Annotated in this window: 11 protein-coding genes; 6 read left to right on the top strand and 5 right to left on the bottom strand. The window is 58.7% G+C overall.

Annotated features, from left to right (window positions below; translation table 11 throughout):
* Positions 1-153: 153 nt before the first annotated feature.
* Both ACIQV9_RS16980 and ACIQV9_RS16975 read left to right on the top strand, forming a co-directional pair.
* Entirely contained in the window at positions 154-1,074 is a 921-nt protein-coding gene (locus tag ACIQV9_RS16980) for a helix-turn-helix domain-containing protein (protein ID WP_403103597.1), read from the top strand.
* Positions 1,031-1,432 carry a hypothetical protein gene (locus ACIQV9_RS16975; RefSeq protein ID WP_403103595.1) on the top strand — a complete coding sequence of 134 codons (402 nt, stop codon included), beginning with the start codon at positions 1,031-1,033 and terminating at the stop codon, positions 1,430-1,432. The genes ACIQV9_RS16980 and ACIQV9_RS16975 overlap by 44 nt, the downstream gene beginning before the upstream one ends.
* On the opposite strand, the gene ACIQV9_RS16970 is transcribed toward ACIQV9_RS16975, so the two are convergent.
* On the bottom strand, positions 1,377-3,764 hold the full coding sequence (locus ACIQV9_RS16970; protein ID WP_403103593.1) for a DUF3772 domain-containing protein: 2,388 nt from the start codon (positions 3,762-3,764) through the stop codon (positions 1,377-1,379). The two genes, ACIQV9_RS16975 and ACIQV9_RS16970, sit on opposite strands and share 56 nt — an antisense overlap.
* Positions 3,765-3,810: 46 nt before the next feature.
* Complete coding sequence (locus ACIQV9_RS16965) at positions 3,811-5,424, bottom strand: DUF1254 domain-containing protein (RefSeq protein ID WP_403103591.1); 1,614 nt, start codon at positions 5,422-5,424, stop codon at positions 3,811-3,813.
* Between the two features lie 522 nt (positions 5,425-5,946).
* Here ACIQV9_RS16965 and ACIQV9_RS16960 point away from each other — a divergent pair.
* The 4 genes from ACIQV9_RS16960 (at position 5,947) to ACIQV9_RS16945 (ending at position 9,350) form a co-directional block, all read left to right on the top strand.
* On the top strand, positions 5,947-7,224 hold the full coding sequence (locus tag ACIQV9_RS16960) for an OmpP1/FadL family transporter (RefSeq protein ID WP_403103589.1): 1,278 nt from the start codon (positions 5,947-5,949) through the stop codon (positions 7,222-7,224).
* A gap of 266 nt (positions 7,225-7,490) precedes the next feature.
* Positions 7,491-8,267 (top strand): transporter, encoded by a 777-nt coding sequence (locus ACIQV9_RS16955; protein ID WP_403103686.1) that lies wholly within the window; start codon positions 7,491-7,493, stop codon positions 8,265-8,267.
* Positions 8,268-8,427: 160 nt separating this feature from the next.
* Positions 8,428-8,724 (top strand): hypothetical protein, encoded by a 297-nt coding sequence (locus tag ACIQV9_RS16950; RefSeq protein ID WP_403103587.1) that lies wholly within the window; start codon positions 8,428-8,430, stop codon positions 8,722-8,724.
* Positions 8,725-8,897: 173 nt separating this feature from the next.
* On the top strand, positions 8,898-9,350 hold the full coding sequence (locus ACIQV9_RS16945) for a hypothetical protein (RefSeq protein ID WP_403103585.1): 453 nt from the start codon (positions 8,898-8,900) through the stop codon (positions 9,348-9,350).
* On the opposite strand, the gene ACIQV9_RS16940 is transcribed toward ACIQV9_RS16945, so the two are convergent.
* The 3 genes from ACIQV9_RS16940 to ACIQV9_RS16930 are packed head-to-tail and all read right to left on the bottom strand — an operon-like array spanning position 9,335 to position 13,008.
* The gene (locus tag ACIQV9_RS16940) at positions 9,335-10,360 is read right to left on the bottom strand and encodes a DUF2955 domain-containing protein (protein ID WP_403103583.1); all 1,026 of its coding nucleotides are present in this window, start codon (positions 10,358-10,360) and stop codon (positions 9,335-9,337) included. The two genes, ACIQV9_RS16945 and ACIQV9_RS16940, sit on opposite strands and share 16 nt — an antisense overlap.
* Positions 10,350-11,474: an HlyD family secretion protein gene (locus ACIQV9_RS16935; protein ID WP_403103581.1), complete on the bottom strand. Its 1,125-nt coding sequence runs from the start codon at positions 11,472-11,474 to the stop codon at positions 10,350-10,352. Before ACIQV9_RS16935 ends, ACIQV9_RS16940 begins: the two co-directional genes overlap by 11 nt.
* Positions 11,467-13,008: an efflux transporter outer membrane subunit gene (locus ACIQV9_RS16930; RefSeq protein ID WP_403103578.1), complete on the bottom strand. Its 1,542-nt coding sequence runs from the start codon at positions 13,006-13,008 to the stop codon at positions 11,467-11,469. Before ACIQV9_RS16930 ends, ACIQV9_RS16935 begins: the two co-directional genes overlap by 8 nt.
* Positions 13,009-13,038 lie beyond the last annotated feature (30 nt).

The following is a 13,038-nucleotide window of genomic DNA, read 5'->3' as shown; positions in this document are numbered from 1 at the left end:
CGTTATTGGTTTTTTTAACGCCGGGGAGGGCGGTTTCATCCACCACACACTTCCCCTGAGACGCGTTGACGACTATCTTGGGCGAGCCTTGCAGTTCCATCTATCCACTTTCAGCAGCACCAAAACGCACCAAACGAGTGCGTAAGGTCATTCATGTCAGCGTCCAGTCCGATCCAGGTTCAAGCGTTCAACACCGACGATGTCGCCGCGCAGATCCGCGCCACGCCGGGTTGGGTCCAGCATTATCAGCAGATGTCGCCGGGGCATTTCGCCGGGCGCGTGCGCTACCTGGACCTGCAAGGCGTGGAGATCTACGAAGAGCAGATGAACACCCGGGTCGAACAGAATTTCAGCGCGCCCCAGGGTTCGCTGGCGTTCTGTTTCGACCGCAGCGATAACGCGCTGTACGTGTTGAATGGTGAAAGCCGCAACATCTGGATCACCCCGGAGAACTACCAGGAAATCGCCGTGGTGTTCGGTCCGGAGTTCGTGCAGCGTCACGGTTTGAATGTCGCGCGGCTGGAAGGCTTGTTCATGTCGCCGCTGAACTCAGGGCAGAACGCATTGTTCAGTCGCTGGTTGAGCGGCACCTTGACCCGGCTCGCCGAAACGCTCGACCCACCCAGCAAAGAAGCGCTGACCCAGCAACTGCTCGAAGACTGCCTGTACATCCTCGACAACGCCTGCGTGTGCCTCGATCGTGGCGGCCTGCAACGCCGCACCGAAGAACGCGCGGTGATGAAACGCATCGGTGAATGGGCCGCCGATTTACCGGAAGAAACCCTCAACCTGCTGGAGCTTTCCCAGGTCGCCGGGGTTTCCTTGCGGCAGTTGCAGCATGCGTTCAAGGCCTTCACCGGGATGACGCCGACCCATTGGCTGCGCCTGCGCCGACTCAACAGCGCACGCCGCGAATTACTCGCGCGAACGCCGAATGACACCACCGTTGCCGAAGTGGCGATGAATTGGTCGTTCTGGCATTTGGGGCGGTTTTCCAGCAGTTACCGAGCGTTGTTCAAGGAACTGCCGAGTGAAACGCTCAAACGCAATAATCCGTGCAGATCGCACTATTAAAAGAGCCGGTTATTGCGAACTTGAAATTGTTGTACGCAGCAATGATCTCGAAGGTATCCGCTATACGTCCGACGACGGTGATGTAGCGTCTGCCGTGACGGAAATCATCGAACTGATGAAGGTCGATATCAAACGCCAGCAGAGCGCGACCCAAGCGCTGAAAGATCGCCTGTCCAACTTCAAGATCGAATTGTCGGGCGGCGAGTTGTCTGGCGGTAAGCGCGTCTTTGGTTTGTACCACCTGTCGGGTGAAACGAGGCTGCGATCTTATGACTTTGCCGTTGCATTGCTCTGGTTCTTGTTCAGACCGTCGACGCAGGTTTGGCCAGTTCAATACCCGCCGCACCCAATCGCTTGAGGATTTCAAACAGCAAATCGCTTTTGGTCGTGCCGACGATTCTTGGGCTGCTGACGTAACCGGTAACCGTCAACGTGATGCCTTCGGGGCTCAGTTTGCTGAACCGAACGAAGGGCGCTGGTTTATCGAGGATGGTCTCGTGCTCGGCGTAGGTGGTGTACAGCAGGTTTTGTACCTGCTCGGGATCGATGTCCAGCGGGAACATCAGCTCCAGTGTCGCCACCCCTTGTGCGCTGCCGCCGAGGGTGACGTTGCGCAGGTTTTGCGAAATCAGTTGTGAGTTGGGCACGATGACGATCGAGCGGTCACTGAGTTGTATTTCGGTGGCCCTGACGTTGATGCGACGGATGTCGCCTTCGACGCCGCTGATGCTGATCAGGTCGCCGACCTTGACCGGGCGCTCGGTCAGGAGAATCAGCCCGGAGACGAAGTTCTTGACGATTTCCTGCAAGCCGAAACCGATCCCCACCGACAAGGCGCTGACTATCCACGCCAGGTTGGTCCACTGGATGCCCAGGGATGACAACGTCAGCAGAATCACCAGGGCGTAGCCAATGTTGGCGAACAGTGTGCTGAGCGAGGCACACATGCCGGGGTCCATGTCGGTTTTCGGCAGAAACTCGTTATCCAGCCATCGGCGCAATGAGCGAATCAGGTAAATGCCGATAAACAGGGCCAACAGCGCATTCAACAAGTGGCCCGGAATGATGTTCAGTTTGCGCAGGCCGTCGCCGCCGAGGATGGCGAACGTCTGAGTGAACAATTGCCCCAGCGTTGTGCCGACGCCACCGACAAACAGTGAGATGACGGCGAGCAGCAATAAACCGGCGCGACCGACTCCGGACAGAATGATCGACACTTGCTCAAGGCGCACATCGCTGATCCCGAGCAATTGTTTGAGCGCTTTTCCGCTGGGACTCTTGGGTGAAAACAGGTACTCACAGCTGTCTTTAAACAATTCAATCAGCAAGTAGAAGCCCGACAGGATGATAAATCCCCAGACCAGTTGGTACGTGATGAATCGCGCCAGGGAGATATAGCCAATCAGCAGCGCAAACATTGCTACAACAACGGAGATACCGGCGAACGAGTAAATCAGGCCGGCGAGGGTGGTACTCGATTCGGGCGCCTCACCGGTGGCCGCAACGGCTCTTCGGACTTTGCTGGCACGCCGGAACAACGCACCGATTATCAGCGTGACCACCAGCGCGATAAAACCACGGCCAAAGAGAATGGCGGGTGGGCTCATGCCGGTGAGGTTGGTGATTTGCGCCAGGCCTACCAGTATCAGCAGCGTGACGGCCAGTATTCTGGGAAAGGGCTGGATCGCCAGTGCCACGGGATCGGCGATCGCCGGTAGCCGCCAGGAGGGATGTTGGGTCGACAGCATCGCCCGGCTCAGACCGGTAATCAGGATGCAGACATAGATGACTTTCTCGAATTCATCGGCAAAGTTCTGAATCAGGGGCGTCAACGGTAATTGCCGGGTGAGCGCATAAAACAGCAGTTGCATCGCAAAAGCGGTGGTCAGCACCGTGGCCACGACTGAGGCCAGTGCGAGCGAGCTTCGACGCAAACGTCCTTCCGGCATTCGATGAATACACACCCAGGTCAGCCCGCGCTCCGCGATTCTTCTGCCCCAGGACCAAATCCCCAGGGCCAGCACGATCAGTGCGGCGGTGAACAGGCGCTCGCCGGGTTGCCAGGCGGCCTTGATTGCGCTGGAAGCCTGCTGGATGAAATCGTTCAGCCGCTGGCGGTCCTCCCTCACCGGATTGAACAACGGCGCCCAGAACCCCGGCCCCAGAATACTGCCGCTGCGCAGCGTGACTTCGGTTTCCAGCAGGCTGCGGCGAATGCCGGCGATTTGAATGATGAGACCGGCTGCATTGTTTCTCAGCGCCGTCAGGGTTTTCAAATTGGAATCGACTTTGGTCTTTTGCTCGGAGAGATAGGCTCGTTGCGTCGCAATATCCGACTCCTCGGACGCGACATCCTCTTGCGATACCGGGCCCAATACATCCAATTGCGCTTGCAGTTGCTTCTGCTCGGGCAGCAGGGAGGACTGCAGGCTGTCCACGTCATTGATAAACAACTGAACGGAATCTTGCAGGCCGACCATCTGGGTCAGGTTATTGGCCAGCGAAATCTGTTGCTTGATTCGGTCAAGGCGGATTTGCAGTTCCTGCAGATCACTCTGGGAGATTGCAATGGACGGAGTGCTTGATACCGCGGTTGGCGGTGTCGGCAAGTCGGCGGCCGATAGCACTCCGCTGCTCGCACCGAGCAGAGTGAGTGCGATCACAAACATTAACTTCAGAGTATTTCGCATAGGCGTGTTCGACTCGTTGGTCAGTCATTCAGCCTGTGGGATTGCCTCACTTGACCAGCTCGATTTCACCAGGCCGCCACGCTTTGGTGAAGAACGGTTCAAGTGGACCGTAGAGGCGCAGAATCGTGAACCAACCCCGGTCGGGGGTGGTCTGGACCCAGTTGCCGGCCTTGGCGTCGGCTGGTTTGGAAGGGCCGAAGTAAATGGTTGTCGAGCCATCGGCATTCTCGACGGCGGCGGGTGAAGGGTAGGTCTGGCTGCCTGCGCGCGGGTAGCGCTGGGGGGTCTGGAGCATGGAGCGCGTCTGATTGTCGTAGAGAGTGAAGGACCAGAAGTTGGCCACCGGGATCTTGGGCGGCAGGGTTACCTTGTAGGTCTTGGCACCATCGAACGCGTTTTTGTCGGCATCGGAAAACCCCATCAGGTACTGCGAGCCCACATTCGGCAGGCGCATGATCATGCCGGGCGAATCCATGGTGTAGCCGTAATAGAAGGCCGCACGGGAATCGAGCGTCCGCGCTCCGGTTGGCGGTAACGCCTTGAACTTGCCTTCCGGCGTGACCATTGGCGGCGGTGTTTCGAAGTCGAAACCACCTTGCCAGAGCATGTTGGCCCACATCGAGCCGGGATAAAAGGCCCAACCGGGATACTCGGCGGCGCGCCAGTTCAGCGCCCGTCCTGCTGCATTACCCACGGCCGCGGCATCGGTGAGGATCTTTGTCATCCGTTCGTCCGGCTTGAACGGCTTGCCCTTCACGATGCCGATGGCCGCCAGTTGGCCGAGCAGCTCCGCGGAGAATGAGGTGGCTGGCTCCAGTTGCACAAGTTTGTCGAGTGTCTCGAAAAACGAGAAGTCGTTTGGGGGGATAGTGTTGAAGGATTTGCTACTGCCCTCCACGAACTTCGTCGGTGGAACTGCCGGGGTGCGCTCCAACCTGACCTGACCTGCGAGTGCGGTGGCGATGCTGGTGCCATAGCCGCCCGATACATAGGGGTAGATCTTCAGCTTTTCCTTGATCAGGTCGACAGCGGGTTTGGGATCATTGTTCTCCATAAACGCACGCACGGCGTAAAGCACGTGATTGGTTTTCGAGCGGCTGACGAAAAAACCGCCATCGGGAACAGGACCGTCGTAGCCCGGCGGCAAGATCAGGTATTTTCCGCCTTCACCTCGATCAGGACCGGGCGCGCCGATATCGATAACCCAGCCGAACCACATGTCATTGAGCGTGCCGAGGGATTTCGGTGGCACCTCGACCACCAACGGTCCTTTCGACAGATCCAGAACGGCGAGTGAATAAATGGTATCCGCGTTGGCAGTAAGAAACAGCGAATTGGAATCCATCAAGTCGGAGAAGATGACTACCGAATTGTCCTCGGCTCCGATGCTGTGAAAACCCTCGCGAATCGCATAAGCCGACGCCCCCGAGTAGCTGTTCATGAACGCGTCGACACCGCGTGTGAAATCCAGCGTGTCATACACAGCCTGTGCGGTTTTTTCGCTCGGCGCGCCATCCTTGAATTCCAGCGCACCGATTCGTGTTTCGACGCGATCCGGCGTACTCAATCCCGGGGGGATTTGCGTCGCCGCCTGCGCTGTGGGCAGCATCAGCGTGAAAAAGGACGTCATAAAGGCGAAGGGTTTGAGCAGGTGCGCCATGTTGTTCTCCCGGGAAGATGTCTGATTCATTGACGACTCAAACTGAGGAAGGGCGTGGCGCAAGGGGATGTTCAAAGAGTTAGGCAAGCTGCATACCTGGCTCCAGGGAAATCTCCAGGGGGCGTTGAAATCAGTACGCCTGGATGACCCTTTACAGATATTGCGCACAGTTGATGGAGCATGATGAAGTGCTCGATCCGTTCTTCCGGCAAATCCAAGCATAGGTGCACATTCGCTATCGCTCCAGCGACCGGCCGCTTTTGACTAAATGTAATCAGGAAGAATGGTTTTGTTTCAAATGTACTGAGCCATACCCCCCGTGAGTGGGGGGGTGTAAGACGCGCTTCAACGGCCTCTAATGCTGTCATCTGTCCGGTAAAACCCTGATTGGCCGCCTGATTGCGGTTATGACAGTGCGCAAATGGACAATGTCGAATCCTCAGCAATACTTCACTTCGCCATAAGAAACCGGTTGCGCTGTTACCTGTTCGAAAGTGATTAACATCATTTGAGAGGGACATCATGCAGTCGAATAAAAGTGCATTGTCTGTTTCAGTTCTTGGATTGTTCTGTCTCTTTGCCAGCGAACGCAGTGTCTGCGGCGGACTGATGTTGTATGAAATCGCAACGGACAATGCGGGTCTGGCCAATGCCGGCGCCGCAGCCAGGGCGCAAGGCCCTTCGACCATTGCCAGCAACCCTGCAGGTTTGAGCTATCTAAGCGGCACTCAGATCACGGCCGGTGCGCAGATTCTCTTCGGCGATCTCTCCTTTGAACGGGACGGTGACACCAACACCCCGGGCACCGGGAGCGGGAATGTGCTCGACCCCATACCCGGCACCAGTTTTTTTATCAGCCATCAACTGGATGACCAGTGGTCCGTCGGTTTCGGCTCCTATGGCGATTTCGGCCTCGCGGAGAACTACGACAATGACTGGTCCGGGCGTTATTTCGTGCAGAACGCGAGCATCGCCGGTTTGTCACTGGTGCCCAGCGTGGCGTATCGCTTCAACGAGCAATGGTCGGTCGGCCTCGGCGTCAAAGCCATGTACGGCATGCTGAAATCCGAGGCGGCGATCAATCAGGCGCCGCTCGGGCTGACGGATCGTGTGGACGGTCAATACAAATACAAGGACAGCGATTGGGGTTACGGCGCCAACGTCGGCGTGATCTATGCGCCACAACCGGGGACCCGAATCGGTCTGGCCTACACCAGCCAGGTTGACCTGGACTTCGAGGACGGCCTGGATATCAAGAACAGTGACCCGCTGGTCAGTCGGCTGGACGGTACCAACCTCGGGATCGATCTGAAAGTGCCGCAAACCGCCACCCTCAGCCTATACCAGCAACTGGACTCGCAATGGGCGTTTCTGGCCTCGGTCAATTGGCAGGACTGGTCGAAATTTGGCGAAGTCGAGATCGACGTCGACACCAATGCCGGTGGCGCGCGGGCGACCACCATCGACGCGCATTACAAAGACACTTATCAAGTGGCACTGGGCGCGCAATACCAGATGAATCCGGACTTGCTCTGGGACTTTGGTGTCGCTTACGACACGTCCGCGGTGTCCGACGGCAACCGCACGTTGACGGTGCCCATGGGCGCTGCCTGGCGCTTCGCCGCCGGCCTGACGTATTCGCTGAACAAAGAGACCGACCTGAACTTCAGTTGGGTCACCGTCTGGATGGGCGACATGTCTATCGATCAGACCAAATCCCTGTCCGGCAGTCGTGTGTCCGGTGAGTTCGACAACGCCTGGATTCAGGCCCTGTCGGCCAACATGACCTGGCGTTACTGATCAACCCCAAGGAGTACCGACACATGAACTTTTCTAACAAGTGGATCGTTGGTACAGCACTGAGCAGCCTGTTACTGACGGGTTGCAGCAGATCACGGCGAATGACTTCAAGGCGGCGATCAAGGCCATGACCAGCGACCTGCAGGTGCTGCTGAAGTAGGTCTGTGCATATTTCGTCTTTAACAGCGCCCAACCGGGCAGTAAGAAGACGCGCTGGATGGAGTTCGAACATGAACAAGCACATTGAACTGCCTTTGCTTTCGCTGATGGCGTTGAGTTTATCCGTCAACAGTTACGCAGACAGTCAGGCCGAGTTGGCCAAGCAGGCACTGAACCCGGTCGCGGCGCTGTACAGCTTGCCGATCCAGTACAACTGGAACCAGAAAATGGGGCCTTCCGGCGAAGGCATCCAGAGCGTGACCAATATCCAGCCGGTTTTACCTTTCTCGCTCAACGAGGACTGGAACCTGATCTCGCGCACGATCCTGCCGATCATCGATCAGCACGGTCTGGCGCCGGGCGGTATCGCTGATAAAAACGGAGTAGGGGACACTTCGCAGAGTTTCTTTTTCTCACCGAAAAAGCCCACCGAGGACGGCTGGATCTGGGGCGTGGGGCCCGCACTGCTGTTGCCGACCGGCAGCGACGAGTTGCTCAGCAGCGAACAATGGGGACTGGGCCCGACAGCCGTGGCGCTGAAGCAGGAACATGGTTGGACCACGGGCATTCTCGCCAATCACATCTGGTCGCTGGACAACAGCCCGGCCAACGACAAGGAGAAAGTGAATCAAACGTTTATGCAACCCTTCCTGGTGTTCACCACAACGACTTACACCAGTTTTGGCATTAATACCGAATCCACCTACGACTGGGAGGCCAAGGAGTGGAACGTGCCGATCAACCTGTTTGTGACGCAGCTCTTCAAGGTCGGCAAGCAACCCATGAGCCTGCAGATCGGGCCGCGCTATTGGGCAGACAGTCCCGAAGATGGCGCCCATGGCTGGGGTTTTCGCGTGGCATACACGCTACTCTTTCCTAAATGATCAATCGGGTATCACGGGAAGCCTTTCCTAAATGATCAATCGGGTATCACGGGAAGCACGTGATTTGATGTTTTGCCCCCCCCATTGGGGATGGGGAGCGCTGGAGGTGATCTACACTTTTTGTTGCTCAACCAAGTGGAGCGACCCTGTGGGAGGTCACATGAACACGCTGTCATCCATTAGTCTGTGCGTCCTGTTGTCAGTTTCATGTACCCCGTGCTGGGCCGAAACGGTCGTGGCGATGCAGGGGCAGACGTCGCAACAAACCCAACTCGACATTGACGATTGCCATGACGTAGCGCTCAGCCAGGGCACTCCGCCGGCGCCTGCTACGGGAACAACCGTGGCGGAACAGCCCGGGCGTCAGCATGACGAGTTTTATGAGGGAGGCGATGACACCTCGAAGACGGCATTTATAAGCTGCCTGCAAGGGAAGGATTATCAGGTCAACCCTTAAGGGCGGGATCAGGCATACAACTTGCGGGTCTGCACCTGCCTGAAGAGCAACATCCACAGAGAGCAATTGCTGGGTGATCTACACTTCTAATTGCTGAATCAAGCCCGTCATCAGCCGTCAGCGTTTTACCCAGCCTGTGTTCTGCAGAGTGACGAGCTGCGTTGGAGGTCATTATGAGCAAGGTGTCATCCATCAGCCTGAGCATCGCATTGACGGTTGCCTGTACCCAGGGTTGGGCTACAACGGTCGTTCCGATGAAAGGGCAGAGTTCGCAACAGACACAGCTGGATATCAATGAATGCAATAGCATCGCGGCCAGCCAGGCTGCGTCGACGACGGCTCCCTCCGGAGGGCGGCTGAAAGGTGCAGCCGTAGGGGCCGCCGCCGGAGCGGCCGGGGCCCAAGTGCGTGGGAATCAGCGTGACGAGGCTTATGATCGCGTCGATGACGACGTGAAGCAGGACTATCGGCAGAATCGCGCCAAAGAGACCGCTGCGGCGGGGGCGGTGGTGGGCGGTTCGCGTCAGCGTCAGGAGCGTCGGGCACAAGAAAAAACCAGCGCTGCGACCACCTCTACGGCGTACACCAGTTGCCTGCAAGGCAAGGGCTATCAGGTTAATCCCTGAGCTTTTTGCGGCCGTTGCTCGAGCAGATAAACCATCAGGCAGGCATACAACGTGACGGCGAGGAACAACCCCATGCGCACCGCAAACGCGGTGTACACGTCCTTGCCGGCGATGCTGTCCTGAACCGACTGGCCCAACAGGATAATCAGCGTGATCAGGGTGTTGAGCCAGAACCCCGGAGTGAACCGGGTCGGGCTCAGGGCGTAGAGCTTGCGCGCCAGTACCAGGCCGAACAGCAGCATCCACAAATAGAACATCCACAGGTGCACAAACAGGCTGAGGGCGCTCCAGAACAGGATCGCCAGCAGACCGGCAAGCAAGGTCGACCCGACGAGTTCACGGCCGGCGGTGTGGGCGTTGGTCGTGGAGCTTTGCTGACCCAGGCTGACGGCCTTGAGGATAATCGGCAGGTAACCGGCCGGGTCGATCAATCCCAGCAGGAACGTCGGCAACACGATCAGGGTTGCACGCAGCGCCACCCGACTGACTTCTTCGGCGGGCAGGGTGGGGGCGGGGGGCGGCGAAGGGGCATTCGGCGGATCCGGGAATAACCCATGACTGAGCGCCACGACCGCAACGGCGAGCAGCAAACCCTTGACCAGGGCACCGATGACCATCGCCGCCAGATCGAATTCGGCGACGCCGGCCGAGGAAATCATCGTCAGGCCAATCACCAGAAAGGTCACGATCAGGGCATTGCCACCGCGCAGACCGAAGCGAAACACCAGGAACAGACTCAAGCCGACCAGCAGCACGCCGCTGACGGGGTAATAACGCAGGATCGGGATCAACAACAGGCCGAGGCTCGTGGTCAACATCGCGGCCAGTGCGAGCACCACGGCCGCCTTGAACGGCAACGGACGATTGATCGAAGCCAGCAGGATCAGGCACAGCACCGGCGCAAGAAAGGGGATCGGCAATCCCAGGCCGAAGCTCGCGGCAAGGCACAGCGCCGTGCCAGTAGCCAGGCGCAATGCGCGCTGTTCCCGGGGCGTGCGTTTAGTAGGCATAGCTCAACCAGCTCATGAAACCCACAAACAGCCGACCCAGCGGGTTCAGCGGATTGCCTTGAGTGGGGAAAGCCATGATTTCGGCCTGCCCGCCCGCACGGATGGCGCGGCTTTCACGCAAGGTTTTTCGGGCGTCCTCGGAGAACTCGATGATCACCGGAAAACGCTGGGCCGGTCGCAGCCAGTCGCGGCTGTTTTGCACACCAGGCAAGGTGCCAGGGGCGGGTGTCTGGCCGACACTTACCCCATAACCGAGACTGCGCACGCGTCCGTCGAACACTTCACCCGGGAGTGCATCCAGAACGATCGCCACTGGCGTATCAACTTTCACCAGACCGAGGTTGTTTTCGGTCATGTCCGCGCTGATCCATACATCGTGGATGGCAATCAGGGTCATGACCGGCCCACCGGCCGCAGCAAACTGCCCGGCGTCGGTGCGCAGGTCGGTGATCAGCCCCGCCGAACGGGCGCGGATCTGCGTGTTGGACAGGTCCAGCTCGGCTTTCGACAGCGCCGTGGCGGCGCTACGCAGCAGGGCGTTGTCTTCCTCGCTGCCGCCTTCTTGCTCGCGGGCTCGTTGCACTTCGGCGCGGGCGGCCGCAACCTGGCTGACCGCCTGTTCACGATTGGCGCGAGACACTTCGAGCAGACGTACGGAAATGGTGCCGGGGTCTTCGCGGTACAAACCTTCCAAGCGTTGATTGTCCTGCCGCGCCTTGAGTTCGTTGGCCTGGGCCGCGCGCAAGTTGGCTTGCGCCGAGGCGATACCTGCGGTGCTGGCGCCGATCTGCCGACGTGTCGATTCAAGGTCGGCGCGGGCGCGGTCGACGGCGATCTGATACGGCTGTGGGTCCACTTCGAACAGCACATCGCCGGCCTTGACGTCCTGATTGTTGCGCACGTTGACGCGGATCACCCGGCCGGCGACCTCCGAGGCAACCGGAATGACAAAGGCACCTACTCGCGCTTGTTGCGTATAGGGCGTGAAACGGTCGGCCGCCAGGTACCACGCCAGGCTCAGGAGGATCAGGAGCAGCACCCATTTGATGCCTTTTTTCGCCGGGTCGGCGGCAGGTTCTGGAGGCTTGGGTGCGGGCTGCGCAGCTTCACTCATGGTTATTTACCTTGTAGGGCACAGGGGCGGCGGGCTCGCTCAGCAGGTCGCCCCAGTCGGTGCGTTTTTCCATCTGCTGGCGGGTGGCTTGATCGACTTTGGGCTGGGCGCTGTACCAACCGCCGCCCAGGGATTTGTACAGGGCAATCAGATTGCTCACGGCGTTGCTGCGGGCGACCAGGTAATTGTCCTGCTGTTCGAGCAGTGCGCGCTGGGCATCCAGCACGCGCTGAAAGTCCGAGTAACCTTCGCGGTACTGCGCGCTGGCCAGCACCAGCGAGCGTTTGGCGGCCACTTCGGCCTCGCTCAGGATGCGTTCGCGCTCCAGCGATTTGATCAAGCCAGTGGCGGAATCGTCAGCCTCGCGCGCGGCCTGGCGGACTTTGTCGCGATACGTCTCGATCAGTTGTTGCAACCGCGCATCCTGGACGCGCACGTTGTTGCTGATCTGACCATGGTCGAACAGGTTCCAGCGCAGGCTGGGGCCGCCGATCAGGTCCAGGCTTCTGGACGTACCGTTGAGCGTGTCGGCTGACCAGACGATACTGCCCAGCAAGGTCAGCGACGGATAAAAATCACTTTCGGCCACGCCAATCAATGCCGACTGGGCGGCGACATTCAGCTCGGCGGCGCGCACGTCGGGTCGACGCAGCAACAGATTGGCCGGTACATCCTGAAGCACGGCGCGATCGACCAGCGGGATCAATCCTTCGTTTTCCACCAGATGCGGTAACGCGCCAGGCGGTTGCCCGATCAGCACGGCCAAGGCATTACGCGTTCGTTGCAACTGGTCTTCGAGGGTAGGGATGGTGCTCAGCGTGCCGAGGTATTGAGTTTTGGCCTGTTGCAGGTCGAGTTCGGCTTGCTGGCCGCTGTTGAACAGTTTTTCGGTGATCTCGAAATTGCGTTTTTGCTGTTTGGCGTTTTCCCGGGCAACACGCAACCGCGCCTCGGTGGTGCGCAACGAGAAGTAAGTGTCCGCGACCTGGGCACGCAGCAATACCAACACGTCTTCATAGTTGGCCTGGGCCGCAAAATAACTGGCGTCGGACGATTCGATGGCTCGACTGAAACGCCCCCAGAAATCCAGCTCCCAGCCAATGTCAAACCCGGCGCTGTATTGCCAGAAATGGCTGTCCTGAGGATTGGTGCCACCGGATTGCCGGCGGTTGAAATACAAACTGTCGGCGCTGGCCTGCTGCAGTTGCGGGTACAGTCCGCTTTGCGCAATGCCCAATTGGGCACGGGCTTCCATCACGCGCAGGCCGGCGATTTTCAGGCTGGCGTTATGGGCATCGGACGCGGCGATCAGTTGATTAAGCAGCGGATCGTTGAAGACTTGCCACCACTGGCGAATATCCGGGTGCGTCCCGCGTTGGCTGGCGTACTCAAGGGCGGCGGTGTTCCAGTGTTCAACCCAGGCTTCGCCCGGCGGCTGGAAATCCGGCCCAAGCCGCACACAGCCACTCAGGCCAAGTACGCCGAGCAAGAGCAAGTGGGTTGGCAGTCTCGGCAAGGAACGGCCTCGATGCATTGCATATCATCCAACCAGGAAAGGTCACTG

The organism is Pseudomonas sp. NPDC099000 (assembly GCF_044759925.1).
In the GTDB taxonomy this organism is placed as follows: Bacteria; Pseudomonadota; Gammaproteobacteria; order Pseudomonadales; family Pseudomonadaceae; genus Aquipseudomonas.
The sequence above is the reverse complement of the archived record's forward strand: the minus strand, read 5'-3'. Positions and strand labels throughout refer to the sequence as shown.

Excerpts from the sequence above, each read along its gene's own strand:
- ACIQV9_RS16980 (WP_403103597.1), top strand. The coding sequence starts at position 154 with ATGTCAGCGTCCAGTCCGATCCAGGTTCAAGCGTTCAACACCGACGAT.
- ACIQV9_RS16970 (WP_403103593.1), bottom strand. The coding sequence starts at position 3,764 with ATGCGAAATACTCTGAAGTTAATGTTTGTGATCGCACTCACTCTGCTC.
- ACIQV9_RS16965 (WP_403103591.1), bottom strand. The coding sequence starts at position 5,424 with ATGGCGCACCTGCTCAAACCCTTCGCCTTTATGACGTCCTTTTTCACG.
- ACIQV9_RS16960 (WP_403103589.1), top strand. The coding sequence starts at position 5,947 with ATGCAGTCGAATAAAAGTGCATTGTCTGTTTCAGTTCTTGGATTGTTC.
- ACIQV9_RS16955 (WP_403103686.1), top strand. The coding sequence starts at position 7,491 with ATGGCGTTGAGTTTATCCGTCAACAGTTACGCAGACAGTCAGGCCGAG.
- ACIQV9_RS16950 (WP_403103587.1), top strand. The coding sequence starts at position 8,428 with ATGAACACGCTGTCATCCATTAGTCTGTGCGTCCTGTTGTCAGTTTCA.
- ACIQV9_RS16945 (WP_403103585.1), top strand. The coding sequence starts at position 8,898 with ATGAGCAAGGTGTCATCCATCAGCCTGAGCATCGCATTGACGGTTGCC.
- ACIQV9_RS16940 (WP_403103583.1), bottom strand. The coding sequence starts at position 10,360 with ATGCCTACTAAACGCACGCCCCGGGAACAGCGCGCATTGCGCCTGGCT.
- ACIQV9_RS16935 (WP_403103581.1), bottom strand. The coding sequence starts at position 11,474 with ATGAGTGAAGCTGCGCAGCCCGCACCCAAGCCTCCAGAACCTGCCGCC.
- ACIQV9_RS16930 (WP_403103578.1), bottom strand. The coding sequence starts at position 13,008 with ATGCATCGAGGCCGTTCCTTGCCGAGACTGCCAACCCACTTGCTCTTG.